The sequence below is a fragment of the Paenibacillus sp. Y5S-9 genome (genome assembly GCF_036894235.1).
GTDB lineage: Bacteria > Bacillota > Bacilli > Paenibacillales > Paenibacillaceae > Paenibacillus.
Map to the genome: position 1 here is coordinate 2,859,500 of NZ_CP145887.1, position 21,631 is coordinate 2,881,130.

Consider the following 21,631-nt stretch of genomic DNA (forward strand, 5'->3'; position numbering starts at 1 on the left):
CCGGGAGGAACCTACTTTTGTTTGACAACAAGGAAACGTTCAAGAGTATATTTACACGGAATCTGGTCAGCAAATTGGGCAAACCGATTGAAGAAGCAACACAGGAAGACGTGTACCACGTACTGGGAAGCATGATTCGCGAATATGCAGGCCAGGATTGGGCAGCGTCGAATCAGGGGTTTAAGCAGCGCCAGGATAAACAGGTCTATTATTTCTCGCTGGAATTCCTGATTGGACGTCTGCTCGGCAACAATCTGCTGAATGTGAATGAATTGGAATTGGTCCGCGACAGTCTCGCTGATCTGGGTTTCTCCTTGGAAGAGGTGGAAGAACAGGAGGCGGATGCAGGACTTGGTAACGGAGGTCTGGGACGACTCGCTGCCTGTTTCCTGGATTCACTCGCATCACTCGGATATGCAGGACATGGTTGCGGGATTCGATATAAATACGGGTTGTTTGAGCAAAAAATCATCAATGGTAATCAGGTAGAGTTACCCGACAATTGGCTGGATAAGGGCAATGAATGGGAAGTCCGCCGTCCAGACAAAAAGGTGGAAGTCCAGTTCTGGGGCCGGGTAGAAGCTCACGAACAGGATGGAGAATATCAGTTTGTTACAAAAGATGCCGAATCGGTCGTAGCCATTCCCTATGACGTGCCTGTCATCGGTTATGGTCAAACCCATGTGAATACATTGCGTCTCTGGAGTGCCGAGCCAAAGCGCGAGACTTCACTCGACACCCCTTCGAATTACTACGGTTATCTGGATTATAGCCGATCGGTTGAATCAATCTCGGAATTCCTGTATCCGGATGATTCCCAGTATGAAGGAAAGCTGCTGCGCTTGAAGCAGCAATACTTCATGTGTTCAGCAGGTGTACAGAGCGCCTTGCGTACGTTCAACAAGCTGGAGTTACCGTATGATCGTTTGCCTGATAAAGTGGCCTTCCACATTAATGACACGCATCCAACCTTGGTTATTCCAGAACTGATGCGCATCCTGATTGATGTGAAAGGTTATGGCTGGGATGAAGCATGGGATATCACAACCCGCACAGTATCGTATACCAATCATACAACGCTTAGTGAGGCGCTTGAGAAATGGCCTGTATCCATGATCAGCAGGCTGCTGCCACGAATCTACATGATCATTGAAGAGATCAACAAACGCTTCTGTGGCATGCTGCTGGACCGATATCCGGGAGATCAGGATCGCATAGGGCATCTGGCGATTGTTGCAAACGATCAGGTACGGATGGCGCATTTGGCGATTGTAGGCAGTCATAGCGTGAATGGTGTTGCTGCATTGCATACCGAGATTTTGAAAGAGCGTGAGATGGCTCCGTTCTATGAGCTGTATCCAGAGCGTTTCAATAACAAAACCAATGGTATAACCCATCGCCGCTGGCTGATGCATGCCAATCCGAAACTGTCGGATCTGATTACGGATACAATCGGTAACGAATGGATAACAGAGCCGGGCAAGCTGGACCAGTTGGCAGGCTTTGCGGATAATACATCATTCCAAGAGCAGTTCCGTTCAATTAAGCGGCATAACAAAGGGCGGCTTGCTGCGTATATTCTGGACCATACCGGGACAGCAGTGAATCCGGATTCCATCTTTGATGTACAGGTGAAGAGGCTACACGGGTACAAACGTCAACTGTTAAACATTCTGCATGTGATGCATCTGTATAACCGGCTTAAGAATGATGCTTCGTTTGATATGGTACCACGTACGTTCATCTTTGGTGCCAAGGCAGCGCCGAGTTATTATTTTGCCAAGAAAATTATTAAGCTGATCAACACCGTGGCTGACACAGTGAATCGGGATGCGGCCGTGAATGACCGCTTGAAGGTATTTTTCCTCGAGAACTATTCCGTCTCTCTTGCTGAGAAAATCATTCCCGCTGCGGATGTTAGTGAACAGATCTCAACCGCAGGCAAGGAAGCTTCCGGTACGGGCAACATGAAATTTATGATGAACGGTGCTTTAACGATTGGCACGATGGATGGAGCCAACGTGGAGATGGCGGAGCAGGTCGGAGAAGAAAATATGTTCATTTATGGTCTGCGTGCAGATGAAGTGCTTGAATATTATCGTTCTGGAAGCTATCGTCCGAATGAAATTGTGCAGCATGATGAACGCATTCGCGAGGTTGTGGAGCAATTAGTACATCCAGGTGCATTCTGTTATCGTGATGGGGAGTTCTGGGATATTTATGACTCCTTGCTGGCTCATGGTGACGAATACTTTGTATTGCGTGATTTTGCTGCTTATGCAGATGCGCATGCTGCCATTGACCAGGCGTATCGGGATATTCCGGGCTGGACTCGGAAAGCGATATTGAACACGGCTCATTCCGGCATATTCTCCAGTGATCGTACCATTAGTGAGTATGCTACAGATATCTGGGGTATTCATCCCGTGTCCGGGAACTGGAAAGGTTAAGAATAGATTGTTAGACAAACATGTCCCCTTGTTCACAAGAGCCATCTCTGCTGGTTAATTAACCAGTGTAGAGAGCATCTCCTTGTAGAACAAGGGGATTTTTGGCATACAGTGAATCATAGTGTCATTCAACATGAAGAGAAGCGCAACTCACGTATCTTTCATCATATAAGTTCGCACACAAAATCAAAAAAATGATCTGGATCTCAGTCATACTACATAAGAAATCGTTTGATATTTCGAATTAGATAGGGGAGCCGTCACTATGGATCATTACACACGAATTCAGCTTGCTATTGAGTATCTGGAACAGCATTTGCAAGATGAGTTTAATATCAGAGAGACGTCTGCTGCTGCGAGCTTTTCGGCGTTTCATTTTCAGCGTTTATTCCAGGCGATCACCGGATTAACGGTACTGGAATATGTGCGCAGACGCAGATTAACGGAAGCTGCAGGGATGCTGCGGGACACGTCGGAAGGCATATTGGACATTGCGATGAGCTTCGGCTATCAATCTCAAGAGGCATTTACCCGTGCATTTTCAGCCTACTTTGGAATGACACCCGCTAAGCTGCGCAAGCTGGAAGCGGATCAGATGTCTCTTTTGAAAATGCAACAGAGCATTGATTTTAATGATTATCGAACTTCGCTTGGTGGAACATTCCACATGAACACACCTCGTCTGGTCACACGGGAACCGAACTGGATTCTCGGCTATGAATATAAGAGCAATCTGAATGACAATCAGCATTATGCTGAAATACCCAGATTTTATCATGATTTTGGGTTGGAACAGAGGTTCATGGTTATCCCGGAGAGGATACGCCCTGATATGGCTTATGGTGTGGCCTGTCATTTTGAAGAGGATGGAGCATTTTCTTTTATTGTGGGTGAAGAAAGCAGTGGAGCATCTCAGGTACTTGAACCCGGTTTTACCTCGATTGAAATCCCGGGTGGCTTGTATGCAGAATTCACCGTGGAAGGCTCCGGGCAGGATATTCGGAAAATGATCTATGGCAGCTGGTTGCCGCAGTCGAATTATGAACGGAGGGAAGGACCAGACTTTGAAGTGACGGATGTATGGAAATCGACCCCTGAACAATTGGACATAAAGATCTATATCCCGTTAAAATAGACCTACCGCTTTGCGGAAATCAAGGTCGGAGGACGGGATGAATGAGCGAAAAGTCATGGCTCCACTCTAAGTGGATGTTATTCATTGTTGCTTGCATGGCAGTGCTTTACATACTGATTATGGGCAATTTACTGTTTGTCAGTGGACGAACGCCAGGTATTTATTATCAATATAATCTCGTGCCCTTTGAGACCATTCGCCCACTTCTATTGGAGAGGGAGAGGTACCATACAGAGGCCTGGGTCAAGAATTTGTTTGGCAATATCGTATTGTTCATTCCGCTGGGCGTCTGGATTCCATGGTTGTTTCGGAGGTGCCGTACGTTCCTTACCTTTACATCTACAGTTGTATTGCTTCTGTTGTGTGTTGAGGTCACACAATTGATTACACGTGTAGGTTCGTTTGATGTGGATGACATTATTCTGAACACGATCGGTGCCTGGATCGGATATGCCGGATTTAAGTTAATCGTATGTTCATTAAGAAGGACTCGGAATTGAACCGCAGATCGCGGTCCATGACCGGGTCTTTTTGCATAAGATACCTTTCAAATGTTTACAAGGGAATCATTTCGGATAAAACATATTAACGGCTTAATACAGTGAGCAGAGATTATATATATAAATTGAACTAAACATTTACACGAAACGGAGAGGACAGAAATAACCTGAGGAAGCGAAAGCGTTCGCCTTTATCCGCGGATTTTCCCCTTATAAGGGGAATTCATAAAATCTGGGGATAACAGCGATCGGAAGGTTGTTCTGTCATCGGAGTGTCTAGTGTAAATATTCTTTAGTTCAATTTATATAGTACACAATGATGAGAGCGAGGTGGGCGATATCGTTTGGTGGAAAGAGAGTGTGGTATACCAGATTTACCCGAGCAGCTTTAAAGATTCGGACGGAGATGGATATGGCGACTTGCAGGGGATCTATGAGAAGCTCGATTATTTGGAGAATTTAGGCGTAGATGTGATCTGGCTCTGTCCCATTTACGATTCACCAGGACATGATAACGGATATGATATCCGGGATTACTACGGCATTTTACGCAAGTATGGCACGATGGAGGATTTTGATCGCTTATTGGCAGAGGCACACAAACGTGGTCTCAAGATCATGATGGACCTGGTGCTGAATCATACGTCAGATGAACATGCGTGGTTTGCTGAATCGCGTTCATCAAAGATGAACCCGAAGCGGGATTATTATATTTGGCGTTCAGGTAAAAATGGGCAGGTTCCGAATAATTGGGAGTCCTATTTTGGAGGTTCAGTGTGGAAGCATGATCCCGAGACAAATGAATATTATCTGCATCTGTATTCCGAACAGCAACCGGATCTTAACTGGAACAATGAACAGATGGCAGAAGAGATGTATGAGATGGTGCATTGGTGGCTGGAAAAAGGGGTCGACGGATTCCGTTTTGATGCAGTGGCGCATATCGCCAAGGCAGAGGGTCTGCCAAGTGCCCACAATCCGAATAATCTGCCAGTGGTTCCAGCGTATCAGCTCTTTTCCAACCTGGAACAGGTACACTCCATCCTAAAGAGACTGAATAACATGATCCTGAAACCTTATGGACCCATGACGGTTGGCGAGACTTCGGGACTTGGGCCTGAGCAGGCGCTGGCTTATGTGGGAACGGATCGTGACGAGCTTAATATGGTATTCCAGTTTGAGCATATGTTCGTCGATGCCAAATCTTCCGGCATTGGTAAGTGGAACTATAAGGAATGGAAATTGACAGATCTCAAAGAAATCATGAGCCGGTGGCAAACGGTTTTGCATGGTAGAGGCTGGAACGCCAATTACATGGGCAATCATGATCAGCCCCGCCCGGTTTCCCGTTTTGGTGATGATGGTAAATATCGGGTGCGTTCCGCTCAAATGTTGGCGACATGGATGCTTACTCTTGAAGGAACGCCATACATCTATCAGGGAGAAGAGATTGGCATGACCAATGTCGCATTCCCGGACATCGAACAATACCGGGACATCGAGACCAAAAATTATTACAATCATTACATTAGTCAAGGTAAGTCGAAGCATGAAGTCATGCAGGCGATCTGGCTGAAGAGTCGTGATAATGCCCGCACGCCGATGCAATGGGATGATACGGAACACGCAGGGTTTACCAAGGGTCAGCCATGGATACAGGTGAATGATAATTATTCCGAGATTAATGTAGCCGATGCCGAAAGTGATCCGCAATCCATTTTGCATTATTACCGTAAGCTAATTGCGATTCGCAAACAGCATAAAGTGCTTATCTATGGTGCGTATGAACTGCTGCTACCGGATGATCCGGATATCTATGCCTATACACGAACGCTGGATGATGAGCAGATGTTGGTCATTCTGAATTTTCGTGGGCATGAGCCTGAGATGCACTGGCCAGAAGGCTGGAATGCTGAGAAAGCCAAACTGATCATCAGCAATGTAAGCAGACGTTATTCTACCGATGAAGGTGCCATCCAGCTTCAGCCGTATGAAGCAAGGGTGTATCGTAAGCAACGGTGACACGGAGGCTATCGTAATTTTGCGTTGGTGAAGAGGTATGATTTATAATAAATAGTGGTTTCAAAATAATCAAAACATATGTCGGGAGGAATCCAAGTTGTTGAATATTACGTTCCACGGTCACTCCAGTGTACAGCTGGGCACAGAAGAGAAGTCTCTGATCATTGATCCCTTCCTGCGTGGCAACGAGCTTGCTGTCACGAAGCCTGAAGATATTAAGACAGATGTTGTGTTGCTGACACATGCACATATGGATCACATCCTCGATGCTGAACCTATTGCCAAAGCGAATAACGCCAAAGTTGTCGCTATTGTGGAATTGGCTACATATATGTCCTGGAAAGGTCTGGACACGCTCGGCATGAACATGGGCGGAACGGTGGATCTTGGCTTTGCTCAAGCCAAAATGATTCAGGCGTTCCATACTTCCGGCATTGTGCTGGAAGAAGAACAACGGATCATGTATGCAGGTTTGCCTGCTGGATTTATCATTACTATTGGTGGCAAAACGATTTTGCATGCCGGAGACACAAGTCTCTTCGGGGATATGAAAATGATTGGTGATCGCCATAATATTGATGTAGCTTTCTTGCCGATTGGTGGACATTTCACCATGGGACCTGAGGATGCGCTACAGGCGGCGGAATGGTTCAATGCCAAACTGACGATTCCTGTCCATTATGATACATTCCCGGTGATTCGTCAGGATGCAGAACACTTCGTGCAACAATTGGCTGCCAAAGGGTTGGAAGGCCGTGTGCTGGCCCCGGGAGAATCTATTACCCTGTGATGCACATTTAACCCCTGTTCAATAATAAATGGATTTATGGATAAAGACGAATATCACGTCAAGATAACTGACGCGATATTCGTCTTTTTTCGGTTTCAGGTTCAATTTTCACCAATAGAGTTGGTACAAATGACAAAAACATTGAAATTCCATTGTTGAACTCCGGTTTAGAATGATATAAAAAGTTACACGGAAACCAAACGGAAATCCGAATTGACCGCAAACAGGGGGAGCGTTCATGTCATTTATGAAATCATTATTTTTTCAAATTATTGTAGCGGTAATCATCGGGATTGGCGTAGGCATCCTGTGGCCGGATCTGGGTAGCTTGTTGCAACCACTCGGAACAGGTTTCATCAAATTGATCAAGATGATCATTGCACCATTGATTTTCATGGTGATTGTGACAGGCATTGCCAAGATCGGTGATCTGAAGTCGGTAGGTCGCATTGGACTGAAAGCCATCGTGTGGTTCGAGATTGCAACTACAGTGGCGCTGGTACTTGGATTAGGGACAGCCAATCTGCTTCGCCCAGGTGCCGGAATGAATGTGGACCCTTCAACTATAGATGCAAGTAGCATTGAAGCGAAAACCAATGGTTCCGAGTTGCCACATACGGTAGATTTTATCATGAATATTATTCCGACAAGTGTTGTGGATGCTTTTGCACAGAATGCGCTACTGCAAGTACTGCTCGTAGCCTGTCTGTTCGGGGTTGCACTGGCAGCAACAGAGAGTAAAGCGAAAGAAAATGTACTGACGCTGATTGAGAACCTGCTCGGAATTGTGTTCCGTATCATTGGTTATATCATGAAACTCGCGCCAATTGGTGCATTTGGAGCCATGGCTTACACGGTAGGTGCCTATGGGGCATCCACATTGTCTTCCTTTGGTCTGCTGATTCTGGCCTGCTACGGGGCAGCGCTGTTGTTTCTGGTCATGCTGGCATTGGCTGCCTGGTGGATTACCGGGCTGAATTTCCTGCAATTTGTGAAGTATACCCGTTCTGAAGTGATGCTGGCGATTGGAACCGGATCATCAGAAGTGGTGATGCCACGCATGATGGACAAACTAACCAAGGCGGGTTGTGATCGTGCGGTTGTGGGGCTTGTGGTACCGACAGGGTACTCGTTTAATCTGGATGGCGCTTCAATCTATTTATCGTTGGCCACGGTTTTTGTTGCTCAGGCCGTAGGCATTGAACTGACATTGATGCAGCAAATTACGATTTTGCTGGTGTTGATGTTAAGTTCCAAAGGCATGGCAGGAGTACCTGGCTCCGCATTCCTGGCCCTGTCCGCAACGGCAGTGGCTGTCAATGCTTTTCCGGTAGCAGCGGTTGCTCTGCTGCTTGGTGCAGATCGATTCATGGATACAATGCGTGTATTCACAAACCTGATGGGCAACTGTGTCGCAGCATTTGTGGTTGCAAAATGGGAAGGTCTGCTGGATCAAAAGCGAATGCGTGCCGTACTCTCTGGTGAGATCAGTGCTGCTGAATTGGAAAGGGAAGAGCAAGCTGCACTATCTCTATTGAAGTTGAATATGCAGGAAAAACAAGGGAAAGCCGTAGTTTCACCGGAGATGTCGTAAGAGGCGTGGCTCCGCTGTGGTGATGAAGTCAAATGACAGTTACTTTATAATAACAATCCATTACAACAGTAAAAAAAACAGCAAAATACATTTAAAAAGTTCAACCAAGTTCAACCCAATTAGACCGTCTGTTGCCCACTCCAATCGTGGGAAGAACAGACGGTTTCTTGTTGTCCCAATACAGATATCATGGAGTTTGCGAACGCAGGTTCCAAAATAAATGTTACAGAGGAAAGATTTATGGGGAATGTGTAGAAGAGGCGAAGAATATACATAGTATAGTTTCAACTTGTATATACATGTTTACTTATGTAATATAGATATGAAGTTAACCGAGAACATCACATAAGAGCATTACAATTTATTGGAGGCGTTAACATGAGTTCTAATAACACAACTCCGTCATCTTGGTGGAAGACATCAACGGTGTATCAGGTATATCCGAAGAGTTTTAATGATACAACCGGATCGGGTACGGGAGATATTCGTGGATTAACCGAGAAGCTTGATTATTTGCAGCATCTGGGTATCGATATTGTATGGTTGCAGCCGGTATATGTATCCCCACAGCATGATAATGGATATGACGTAGCGGACTATTACCGGATTAATCCGGATTATGGGACGATGGAGGATTTTGACGAACTGCTGAAAGGTCTGAAGGCTCGTGATATGAAACTGATGATTGATATCGTAGTGAATCACTCCTCGACTGATCATGAGTGGTTCCAGCAATCCCGTTCTTCCCAGGATAATCCGTACCGGGATTATTATATTTGGAAAGATCCTGCCCCGGATGGTGGTGTGCCGAACAACTGGCAATCCAAGTTCGGTGGACCTGCTTGGCAGTTCGATGAACAGACGGGACAATATTTCCTGACTTTATTTGATAAAACGCAGGCGGATCTGAACTGGGAGAATGAAGAAGTACGCCAAGCTGTACGGGATATGATCAAGTTCTGGGCCGAAAAGGGTGTAGATGGTTTCCGTATGGACGTGATTAACCTGATCTCCAAAGATCAGCGTTTCCCGGATGACGATGGCAGCGTGTCACCGGGTGATGGGCGCAAATATTACACGGATGGACCGCGTGTCCATGAGTACATCACCGAGATGTACGATGAAGTATTCGGGCCTCACAACATGGTGACGGTAGGGGAAATGTCCTCTACAACACTGGAACATTGCATCCAATATTCGAACCCGGCTTCCCGGGAGTTTTCGATGACGTTTAACTTCCACCACCTGAAAGTGGATTATCCGAATGGTCAGAAATGGGAACTGATGCCGTATGATTTCGAAGCGATGAAGCAGCTCTTCAGTGAGTGGCAGACAGGCATGCAGGCCGGTGGAGGTTGGAACGCGCTGTTCCTTAATAACCATGATCAGCCGCGGGCACTATCCCGATTCGCCGATGATGGTGATTATCGTGCCGAGAGTGCCAAGATGCTTGCAACAACGATACACGGAATGCAAGGTACACCTTATGTCTACCAGGGTGAAGAGATTGGAATGCCGAATCCAGTCTGGAATGACGTTAGTGAGTTCCGCGATATCGAATCAACGAACATGTACCGCCTGCTTCAGGAAGAACGAGGCAAATCCGCTGAAGAAGCTTTCAACATCGTAAAAGAGCGTTCCCGGGACAACTCCCGCACACCGATGCAGTGGGATGGCAGTAAGAACGCCGGATTTACTACCGGAACACCTTGGCTGAAAGTAGATGAAAGGTATCCGTCCATTCACGTGGAACAGCAACTGGCTGATCCGGATTCAATCTACTACCATTACCGCAAATTGATTGCCCTGCGTAAAAAGGTTAACGTGCTGATCGACGGTCTGTATGAACGATTGGACGATGCACACCCGGATGTATTCGCGTACGCACGGACCAATGGAAATGAAACACTGATTGTTGTATCCAACTTCAGTAAACGAGACGTCACGTTCTCGCTTCCGGAAGCGGTCTGGAATGATCACATTGCAGGCAAATCAGCAGAGTTACTCATAGGAAATACGGAGGCAGCCCCTGCGCTGACGCAGGAAATCTCTCTCAGTCCGTATGCATCCTATATGTGGCTTGTACCACAACAGGACTAATCACATTTTATAAATAGGAAGTGACACTATGGCAATTGATAAAAAACAGGTTGAGGAGATCGTCCGGGCAGTTGGTGGCAAAGAGAATATTGAAGCTGCAACACACTGTGTTACACGACTCCGGTTTGCCTTGTACGATGAGAGTAAAGTGGATACTGAAAGTCTGGATCAGAATGATCTGGTCAAAGGACAGTTCTCTTCCCAAGGACAATTCCAGGTCGTTATTGGGCCTGGTCTGGTGGATAAAGTCTATGATGAGATGATTCAGATTACCGGGGGAGATCGTTCTTCCAAAGATGATGTGAAGGCGGTTGCTGGTAAAAAGCAAAATCCAATCCAGCGAGCGATTAAAACACTCTCGGATATTTTCATTCCAATCTTGCCTGCAATCATTACGGCAGGTCTATTGCTCGGGATTAACAATATTCTGACAGGTCCAGGCATTTTCTTTGATGGAAAATCACTGGTGGATGTCTATCCAGCCTGGAAGGATCTTGCGTCCATTATTAATACGATCGCAAGTACAGCCTTCACGTTCCTGCCGGCTCTAATTGGTTGGGCAGCTGTAAAAAGGTTCGGCGGTAGTCCGCTGCTCGGGATCGTGCTGGGTCTCATTCTGGTACATCCCGATCTGCTGAGTGCATATGGTTATGCTGATGCCGTGAATAATGGCACGGTGCCAACATGGAATCTGTTCGGTTGGGAGATTGAGAAGATCGGTTATCAAGGGCAGGTTCTGCCAGTACTGGTATCGGCCTATCTGCTTGCAAAGATGGAAATTTTCCTGAACAAAAGGGTACATGATTCGATCAAACTGCTGGTCGTTGCACCAGTTACATTGCTGATTACCGGCTTCCTGGCATTTACGATTATTGGACCGGTTACATTTGCTATTGCGAATGCAATTACATCTGGCTTGATCTATGTATACGATTCCTACGCTGCGCTTGGCGGTCTGATCTACGGTGGTCTGTACGCTTTGCTTGTTATCACCGGTATGCATCACACATTTCTCGCGGTGGATGTTCAGCTCATTGGTAGTCAGGGCGGTACATTCCTGTGGCCGATGCTGGCATTGTCCAATATTGCACAAGGTTCAGCGGCACTTGCGATGATGCTTGTCTTGCGTGAGAAGAAAATGAGAGGACTTGCGGCAACGTCCTCGGTGTCAGCCTTCCTCGGGGTAACCGAGCCGGCGATCTTCGGAGTGAATATCCGTTACCGTTATCCGTTTATCTTTGGTATGATCGGTTCCGCGATTGGTGGTGTGTTGCTGACGATGAATAATGTTCAGGCAACCTCCATCGGTGTAGGTGGCGTACCGGGATTCCTTTCGATTTTCCCTAACAAGTGGGGTGTCTTCTTCATCGGCATGGCGATTGTCCTGGTTGTACCATTTGTACTGACTGTCCTTTTTGGCAGAGCCAAACTGAGAAAAGAAGATCGTAGTGCAAGCAATCAAACCGTTAATGATCCTAAAGCGTCTACATCGCAGTCTGCTTCAGGTGTTACTTCTTCAACTGCAAAAACAGTTCCAAACCAGCGCACACGTAGTGCAGCTCAAGTAGGGGACGAAGCCGTGAATACACTGGAAATCATGGCGCCATTAACAGGCCAGGCCGTATCGCTGGAGCAAGTACCTGATCCGGCTTTTGCCGAGAAACAGATGGGTGAGGGTGTAGCGATTGAACCTTCCGGCAACGTTGTTGTTGCCCCGTTTGATGCTCAAGTCGCTCATGTGATCAAGAGTAAACATGCTGTGATTCTTGAACACGCGAGTGGATTACAGGTTCTGATCCATGTCGGGATCAATACGGTATCCCTCAAAGGTGAAGGCTTCAACATGCATGTCGAAGCTGGCGAGCATGTAAAGGCTGGACAAAAGCTGTTGGAGTTTGATCGTAAGGTAATTGAAGATGCGGGATACCCGCTGATTACACCGATTATCATTCCAGATGGTCAGGATATGGTTGAACGGGTGGAAGTCACCACAGGTGATGTTACATCTAATCAAAATGGTGTGCTGAAGGTTCATCTGAAAGGTTAATTGAATACAACAACAAGAAGGGGCTGCGTGATGCGCAGCTCCTTTTTTTTTAGCGTGCCCAGAGGCACGCATTATCTAGTTGGTGAAAGCCAATCAAAGGAGGGGCCAAGCTACCTTTGTAGGTAGGACGTTTGTACATGGCGAGATCTGCGTGTAAAAGGGCATCGACAAAAGTATCGGTCAGAGACCAGGTGAGCAACAACCCAGGCCGCAATGAGTTTTTTTGTTTTTAATGGGAATTTGTGTACTTTTAATGAGAATAAAACTGCAACTGCAAATAGATGGGGAGAAAGGGAGGCTTGTTTGTATTATTACCTAATGAATATGTTTAAGATAGCTAGTTGAAAATTACCAGTTCTCATATGAAATTGTGTAAATCATTCAATATGTACCTATATATTAAATGATTTACACATCACAATTAAAACTATATAGAACAATATTTATATATTTATAGAACATTAATGGGTTATTTTCGACATAAAAAGACAAGAAAATACAAAATAAGCCTATTTATTATTTGAGATGAATAAACGATAATGATAAAGCTAATTAGCAACTATTATATATGAAAAAGAGTGAGGCTTATAGGTGTGAGGTGGAGTCTATTTTTAAAAGAGGAATTAAATAAAAACAGAAGGGTGAATTATTAGAAAAATGATAAGTAGAACATTAACTGTGTTATTAATTTTATTAAGTTTATTTTTAGGAACAATTATCCCTGAAAGAGTAGCAGCAAAAGAAGAAAACGAGAAAAGTGAAGTCATAAATCAAATTAATCAGATTTATATCGGGTTTCGAAGTTTTCATATTTTAGGAAGAGACGGTTCGATATGGTCAGCAGGTTTAAACACATATGGAGGATTGGGGTGGAGTGGAAAAAGAGATAAGGGGGAAATAAAAACCATACCTTCAGCTAAAACTATAGTAGGTATTTCAGCAAATATTTCAGAAACCTATGGAATTAACAAAGAAGGGGCTCTATTAAGTTGGAGATATGGTAATCAAACCGAGGTCCTTAAATCAGATAAGAAAGTGAAAGCTCTTGTAACAGGAACGAATTATTGGGTAGCTTTAACAGAAGAAGGAATAGTCTGGGCAGGGGGAGGATTAGAAGTAGGTGACAACAAATATCTTTCTAAACCAATGCCAATCGCAGGTTTGGAGGACGTTGTTGAGATTGCCAGTACTTCTATGTCTGGCACAGTCTTTGCACTAAAGAAAGATGGATCGGTATGGGGAATAGGATCTAACAATAATTATCAACTTGGTAGAAGTGGGGTTAAGTCGCAGGTCCCTACAAGAATAAATTTTCCAGTAAAAGTTAAACACATTTATCAAAGTAATGGGGATCCAAATGCGTATGGTGCCGCTATTGATGAGAATAACTCTGTTTGGTGGTGGGGAAAAAATTATCCTTCTAAAGTTAGAGCAACAATTTATGGGGAACCAGTGTTAGATGAAGGTGTTAAAGATGTAAAACAGCTTGCCTTAGGTAAGGACCATGTTCTGGCTTTAAAAAATGATGGTACGGTGCTCGCGTGGGGACAAAACTCGTGGGGACAACTTGGGAACGGGACAAATATTGAAAGTCCATCTCCTAAAGAAATTCCTGAATTAAGAGATATTTACAGTATTGGTGCTGGACTTCTTAATAGCGCAGCTGTAAGTAATTCCTCTGAAGTCTACATTTGGGGAGATTTTTATGAGTTCGGTTCAATAAAGAGCCCTAAACTCATAACTATTAATGATCAACCTAGTGAGGCATTACCAGTTGAGAAGCCTCTCAATCTAAAGCTAAAGGTTACAAGTGCTAATTCAGTACAGTTATCATGGGAGCATGAACGCCAGAATGACTGGGATAGGTATGATATTTATCAGAACAATCAAATGATTCAAACGACAAAAGATAAGACTATAACTATCGGAAATCTAGACCCTAATAAAGAATACAATTTTTATGTCACAACAAAAGGCATATTAGGTCAAGAATCCGAAGCAAGTAACACGGTAAAAAAGAGAGGGATTGAAAAGTATACTTACGTCTATAATTCTTCAGGTCAACTCACGAGTATCTTGTATGAATCGGGCAAAAAAATAAGTTATGAATACGACAAAAATGGAAATCTCAAAAAGACAACAGTAGTCAATCCATAGAATGTAAGCACATTGTAGCCACTAATTATTGAACGGAGCGAAATTTAGTTGAAACATTCTAAAATGAAGAAGTTTATGAATATTATCCTTATCTTTTCAGTAGTGCTAGGTCTTTTCGGAAACTGGATACCAGCGACTACATATGCTGAAGAGCAAAATGAGCAAGATGTTTCTACAGGCCTTAATCCTTCTCCGATGGAGTCTCTTTCTCTGATTGCAGAGCAGTTTGACAGGACAGAAGGTTTTATCCAGGGATACCTGGATCAGGGTTATACGTTGAATGAAGTCATTAGTGCTCTATATAAAGCTAGAGACGAACAGATTGGATTCGAAGAAGCCTTGCAGGCAGTACGCCCACAGGAAGTTAATGAATCCTCTATGGTCACGAGTGACGTTTATTCGGACCCTGTTGTAGAGGAAGACGCACCAATCACGGGTGTGGAAGCCGATCAATCCAGCATTATGCAGCGGTATGAAACGTTCGCGGTGGAAGAGGAACTGACTGCCCCGCCAGATACAGACCTTGAGAAAGAAAACGAACTGAAAGAAGAGGAAGAAAAAAGCGCTGAGGATGAGGAAAAAGAACAGGTTGATCCAGATGATCAATCGGAAGGTGAAAAAGAGTCTGAAGGAACTGAAGAAACAGCACCACCGACAGAAACTACAACTGATGATGAAAACGCACCTCAAACGAATCAGGATGTAGGTCAAGAACCGACAGCACCTTCTTCAAGCGAGAACACTTCTACCCTTGAAGGAAAGCCGGCTGCTGAGACCAAGGAAACACCATCATCACAAGGAGGTGCAGTAAGCACATCTCCTACGTCGATGGAACCGAAATCAGAATCGAAGAATATCTCAGAAAAATCTTCAAAATCTGTGCCTGAAAAGGGACAGGTTAAGGAGAACAATGATGCTTCAATTACAAATAAAAAGCAATCCGAGTCATCAGCACAATCGAAGCAAAAATCAAAATCAGATGTAAAACCACTTGCAGGACAAACGAGTGTCCCAGATCCAGGGAAACATATCGCTGAAAAAGCACCAGTCTATAGTAAAAAGTCGTTTAACGAGGCTCCTTATACCGTGGGTGAAAACGGAGAAACCATTTCAACGATGAGTGGTGGCCTTATGTTGGAGCATGTCGATGCGTCTTTGCCTGGACGTGCAGGGATGTCCTTTTCATTGGAAAGGCAATATAACTCGAATTCAGCCCAGTTTTATGATCCGGCCGTGGGAACGAATACATATGAGTATCCGGTCTACAATTATTTTCTCACCTACCAGGCAGTGAAGAAAAAAATCATTACCAAATATCATGTTAAATATAAACTTAACAAGTGGGTTCAGGAAGACTACAATGGCGATGGTCTCAAAGATAATGACACGATTGTAGTGGAAACGCCGACTATCCTGCAAGGTACATATACGACCGAAGCCGATGCTCGGAAAGCGGCAAGTACTCAAATCGCATTTTGGAATCCATCGGAAAGCCGTACCGAGCAACAAACCCTTAGTGGAGGTCTGAGTAGTCTACCTTCGAGTATAAGTTACAATCAGGGTGGATTTAGCGGTACTCTAAACAAATCAGGCAGTGCTCAGGTAATTTCTGGCCAATATCAACCTGCACGTACAATTACTGCTCCAACGCAGACTTGCACGAACTCCATTCCAGGAAAATATGACTCCAAAGGTGTCTGGACTCAGACAGGTTCAGGTAGCCCATGTCCAGATACGAAAACAGCGACCGTCGAGGGCAAAACAATTACGCTTACCCGTTCCTCGGTAACGGCTACGAAAGCTTGTCCATCACCAGATAAATCGGTAGCGAACTATGTGTGTACTAAAACATGGGAAGCACGTTATAACGGGTCTGTATCCGTTCCAGAATCAGACACCCGAGTATATTCTCAATCTTATGTCGGAAGTGTCGTTAAGCCTGGGCAATACTCTCAACAACGTTATGATTCTTGGATTGCAGGTAAGGCTCCATATCAGTATCGTTATGCTTATTCCGTGCGAGAGCAGCCTTGGGTAGAGCAGGAAGTAACAGAAGGTCAGGCTGAAGCGATAACGTTATACACGGATGGTACACCCGATTGGTCAGCAGTTAACGATTTGAAAAATAACGTAAATAGTAATGCTGGAATAGGGATCTCTACTTCAATGGATAGTAGTTACAACTATTATCTGGCTTCTAGTCCATCTGCTGAGATACGAGCTTATCAAGTAGGTAGTAACTTCGATGTCACATACTACAACAAAACGGTTCCTGCCGCTGCGGACAAACGAGCACCACTTGGTAAAGGATGGTCTTGGAAACTACCTTACATTGAAACAGAGAATAGCAAGTCGTATATGGTCATGGCAGATGGTGGCCGCTATGAAATTGCAGGTAATATGCTTAAAGGGTATGACTGGGAAGGCATTGTAGTAAATCCAGATACCACGGTAACGGTAAATGGAGAAAACTCATCTCTCGTCATGACTTCCTCAGATGGATTAACCAAGCAATATTTTTCAGCGGATGGACGTCTACTCCAGATTTCCGATGGACAGAAAAATGATGTTCAATTTCTCTATGAAAATAACTCGGTGTATAACAGCAAATTGTTAACCCAAGTGAGGGACGCTATAGGTAATACGATTCGTATCAGTTATACGTCTTCATCTGTAACAATAGTACAGGGAAATCGTACAGTCACATACAACAAACAGACGAAAAATGGTATAGAATTGCTTGATTCTGTCATTGATCCGCTAGGACGAAAAACGACGTATTCTTACAAACTGGCTGATGCCAAGTTTAACCTGCCTGGATTTAGCCCTGAACGTGCAGCCCTAAATCCTTATGCCTTGCTTACATCTGTACAACACAACACGGGTGCCAAAACGTTCTATGAATATGAGAACGGAGCGGTTAAACGATACATTGGAGAAGATTCTTTCAATGATGCCTATCGTGTGCTTTCTCGTAAAGATCAGATCACGTATGAAAATGGATCAACAGAGGACTACAACCGTCAGACGTATAGCTACACCTCAGATATAGGGGCAACCTTTTCAAAGGACACAACCTTTGCTGTCTCTGTGAGTAATGGATTAACCAACACACAATACAACTACCGTAAAGATTTTATTAACAATGACACACCAGCCCAGTTCTATCTGGACGGAAGCATTGTTAGTGCAGAGGGTAAGACACAAACAACAACGAATACCTATGGTAAAACCGTCAAAGGACGTGGTTATGCTGCACCAACACCAACGGTAACTACCGTAACGGATAACCAGGCGAAAGATGTATTAACAACGACCTTACAGTTGGATGACTATGGTAATATCACTTCGGTGACGGATGCAACAGGACGTACTACCACCAGTACGTATGATGATACAAGACACTGGGTAACGAGTGTAACTGACATGGTGGATGCGACCAATAAGAAATATACGGTACTTACACGGGATAATGTCGGTAATATTAAGCAGATCGTGAATCGTAAAGACAGTGCCACGGGTGAACTGTTGACACAGGCTGAATACACCTATGATGCCTATGGTAACCTGTTAACTCAAAGGGTATCGGACGGTAAACAGGAACGAAATGCTACACTCGAATATGATGGTCGTTATCAAAATGCATTTCCAACGCGTCTAAGCATGTCAGTGACCAATGTGGACGGGGAAACCTCACCTATAAGTACATCATCGGAATATGATATGTCTACAGGTGACTTAATCTCCTCTACAGATGCAGAGCAACGTACTACCAAGTATCGTGTGGATGCGATTGGTCGTACCATTGAGGTAACACAAACGGATGGAACAAAGCTCCGTGCGGACTACGATGATATCAATAATATGATCAAAGTGACGGATGAGTCTGGTCAGCAACGGTTACAGAAGTGGAATTCACTGGGGCAGGCCATCGAGAATGGTTATTTCTCAGGAAACAACTATGTAGTCTCTCAACGTACCGGATATGATCCCTATGGACGGGCTGCCTGGACAGACGATGCACTGGGGGACCGCACGCGCAATACGTACGATAACTGGAACCGTGTGGTGACGAATACCGGACCCGACGGTACGTCCATATCCATGAAATACGATGATGTAGCTCGCACAGCAACAAGCACGGATGCCGAAGGATACATGCAAATTGCTACTTATGATAAGTGGGGCAAAGGCATCAAAACCGAGGAAAAAACGCAGCTGGATCAGGTTCTCCGAACACTGCAGAAAAATAAATACGATACCATTAGCGGTCAAGCGCTGGAGCAAACAGATGGCAATGGGAACGTGACTGCGTTCAGTTACGATGTCATGGGCCAGCTCCGCCAAGTGACGAGCGCCAATGGAGAACAGACACAATACAGCTACGACCTAGCTGGTAATCTGCTCAAGACGATTGACCCAGCGGGTAATATTAAAGAGAACACGTATGATCAGTTGAATCGACGCATCCAGACGAAGGACAAGTCGGGCAATAGCACGAAAAGCTACTATACACTTGGCGGTAACCTTACGAAATATGTGGATCGTAATGGAAATGTGTTTACGTATGAGTATGACCAGCGTGGCAACCTTATCCGTAAAGTGAGCTCGGACGAAACGATTAGCTATGCTGTCGATGCCGTAGGGAAACGTACCAGCATGACAGACCGTACAGGTACGACGGGCTATAAATATGATCCAGCGACAGAGCATTTGACAAAAATGACCTATCCGGATGGAATAACCACCGAGTTCACTTATGATCTCAGTGGAAACCGTACCGAGATGAAAGGGCCATTTGGCAATACAGTTTACTATACGTATGATTCGATGAACCGCATGACATCGGTCGGTACGGTGAAAGACTCACCGGATGCACAGTACGTCTATTATCTGAACGGATTGTTTAAGACGTCCCAGTCTCAAAATGGTGTGAATGATCGCAATACGTATAACGGTCTGGATCTGGTAGCTCTGGAGCAAGTGCGGGATCAAGCTACACTGAGCGTGTACAACTACAGTTATGATAGCAACAAAAATATAACGAAGCGTGTGCAGCAGGGTGTGCAGGATGACTTTACGTATGATCAACTGGATCGCATTACCACGGCAAGTGGTAATAACGAGCGGTACACCTATGATAAACAAGGCAACCGTCTGACGATGCAATCCGACAAAGAAGTTAACGCGGTGACCAGCCAGTATGAGTACGATACTCGAGATCGTTTGACTCAAGTCACCACAGATACGGCAAAAGTGGGATATCAGTACAACGGTGACAATCTGCTTGTCGAGCGTACAGAGAATGGTGTCACTACGCGTTACTATTATGATGATGGCGCTCAGATTATTGCAGAAGCGGAAGTACGCAACGATACGCCAGAATTGAAAGCGAACTATATTCGCGGTGCCAAGCTGGAAGCGATCGCCTATGCAGATGGCAGCAAAGCGTATGTTCAGACCAACGGGCACGGAGATATTACCGAGCTGCGGGATGTCAATGGCGCATTACTGAACAAGTATCAGTATGACGTGTGGGGCAATCTGGAATCGAAAGAGGAAAAGGTTCACAATCCTTTCCTGTATTCTGGCGAGCTATGGGATGATACCACTCAGTTACAGTATTTACGAGCGCGATGGTATGATCCAGATACAGGTAGATTTATTAATGAGGATACGTTTGAGGGCGAATTGGATGATCCGTTGAGTTTGAATTTGTATGCGTATGTGAAGAACAATCCGTTATCATATGTGGATCCAAGTGGTCATATGGCAGAGCCTTCCTACGCTACAGAGCTCAGATATCTGCTGAAGGAAGCTAGAATCAATATTTCATTATTTAGCCTGCATAAGAATACCATTCGAGATCGTTATAACTTTGATTCGTTTCTTAGCAGAAATCAATTTAATTACTTGTATGACATGGCATTGGGCAAGAGCACTTATTCTAAATCTGCGGGTAGTATTAGCTGGGCCACTGAACAGTTAGTAGATGAATTGATTAAAGGGAAAGCAGCAGAATATGTTGCAATACTTGCAATGGGTACTGCTACAGGTACGGCTTCTAAGAGCAGTGGGAAAACTACCGGTAAAACGAAAGCTCCTGCATCAAAAGGTTGCAATTGCTTTGTTGCCGGGACTAAGGTTCAAACTAATGACGGGGAGAAAAACATCGAAGATATTGAAGTCGGAGATCAGGTTCTCGCCAAGTCCGAATATGATTCAAACGGAGAGTTGGCCTACAAAGAAGTAACTGCTTTATATCGCAACCAACGTGATGATATTATTAAATTGCATGTTGGAGAACAAGTCATTGAGACGACCAATAATCACCCGTTTTTTGTTGAGTATAAGGGATGGGTCTTCGCTGATAAACTTCAATCAGGCGATAAACTCCAAAAGGCGGACAGAAGTACCCTGACGATTGACAAAGTGGAGTTTGTTAAACTTGAGGAAAAAGTTACGGTTTATAACTTTACGGTTGCGGATTTTCATACGTATTATGTAACAGATTTGGGCATTTGGGTGCATAATACGGGATGCTTTATAGGTGGATATATCGATTTCAGAGATGCTCCTTCTCATGTGAGATCTACTATAAACACTATCAAGAATACTGGTAACGCCCCTCAAGGTTATGTAGGGGGACGCACCTTTAATAATAGGGGCAACAATGGGGAGACTAAGCTTCCTACTGAAAATACCTATAAAGAGTATGATGTGCATCCTTATCGACAAGGAGTAAACAGGGGAAGTGAAAGACTTGTTATTGCTAATGATGGAACGGTTTATTACACAACAAATCATTATAGAACCTATGTCAAAATAAAATAACA

General features: G+C 44.6%; 10 protein-coding genes. All 10 read left to right on the forward strand.

Annotated features, from left to right (window positions below; translation table 11 throughout):
* Window positions 1-17 precede the first annotated feature (17 nt).
* The 10 genes from V6669_RS12945 to V6669_RS12990 all read left to right on the forward strand — a co-directional run bounded on the left by V6669_RS12945 (window position 18) and on the right by V6669_RS12990 (window position 21,629).
* On the forward strand, window positions 18-2,450 hold the full coding sequence (locus V6669_RS12945) for a glycogen/starch/alpha-glucan phosphorylase (protein ID WP_338594176.1): 2,433 nt from the start codon (window positions 18-20) through the stop codon (window positions 2,448-2,450).
* A gap of 265 nt (window positions 2,451-2,715) precedes the next feature.
* On the forward strand, window positions 2,716-3,585 hold the full coding sequence (locus V6669_RS12950) for an AraC family transcriptional regulator (protein ID WP_338594177.1): 870 nt from the start codon (window positions 2,716-2,718) through the stop codon (window positions 3,583-3,585).
* Between the two features lie 41 nt (window positions 3,586-3,626).
* Window positions 3,627-4,085: a VanZ family protein gene (locus V6669_RS12955; protein WP_338594179.1), complete on the forward strand. Its 459-nt coding sequence runs from the start codon at window positions 3,627-3,629 to the stop codon at window positions 4,083-4,085.
* A gap of 330 nt (window positions 4,086-4,415) precedes the next feature.
* Window positions 4,416-6,107 carry an alpha-glucosidase gene (locus tag V6669_RS12960; RefSeq protein WP_338594180.1) on the forward strand — a complete coding sequence of 564 codons (1,692 nt, stop codon included), beginning with the start codon at window positions 4,416-4,418 and terminating at the stop codon, window positions 6,105-6,107.
* A 97-nt stretch (window positions 6,108-6,204) separates the two neighbouring features.
* Window positions 6,205-6,897, forward strand: coding sequence for a metal-dependent hydrolase (locus V6669_RS12965; protein ID WP_338594181.1), 693 nt, complete (start codon window positions 6,205-6,207; stop codon window positions 6,895-6,897).
* A 238-nt stretch (window positions 6,898-7,135) separates the two neighbouring features.
* Entirely contained in the window at window positions 7,136-8,491 is a 1,356-nt protein-coding gene (gene dctA / locus V6669_RS12970) for a C4-dicarboxylate transporter DctA (protein WP_338594183.1), read from the forward strand.
* 378 nt (window positions 8,492-8,869) lie between these two features.
* Window positions 8,870-10,591: an alpha,alpha-phosphotrehalase gene (gene treC / locus V6669_RS12975; RefSeq protein WP_338594185.1), complete on the forward strand. Its 1,722-nt coding sequence runs from the start codon at window positions 8,870-8,872 to the stop codon at window positions 10,589-10,591.
* A 28-nt stretch (window positions 10,592-10,619) separates the two neighbouring features.
* Window positions 10,620-12,638, forward strand: a complete 2,019-nt coding sequence (gene treP / locus V6669_RS12980; protein WP_338594187.1) for a PTS system trehalose-specific EIIBC component — start codon at window positions 10,620-10,622, stop codon at window positions 12,636-12,638.
* Between the two features lie 657 nt (window positions 12,639-13,295).
* The gene (locus tag V6669_RS12985) at window positions 13,296-14,795 is read left to right on the forward strand and encodes a fibronectin type III domain-containing protein (protein ID WP_338594189.1); all 1,500 of its coding nucleotides are present in this window, start codon (window positions 13,296-13,298) and stop codon (window positions 14,793-14,795) included.
* A 48-nt stretch (window positions 14,796-14,843) separates the two neighbouring features.
* Window positions 14,844-21,629 carry a polymorphic toxin-type HINT domain-containing protein gene (locus V6669_RS12990; protein ID WP_338594191.1) on the forward strand — a complete coding sequence of 2,262 codons (6,786 nt, stop codon included), beginning with the start codon at window positions 14,844-14,846 and terminating at the stop codon, window positions 21,627-21,629.
* Window positions 21,630-21,631: the final 2 nt, after the last annotated feature.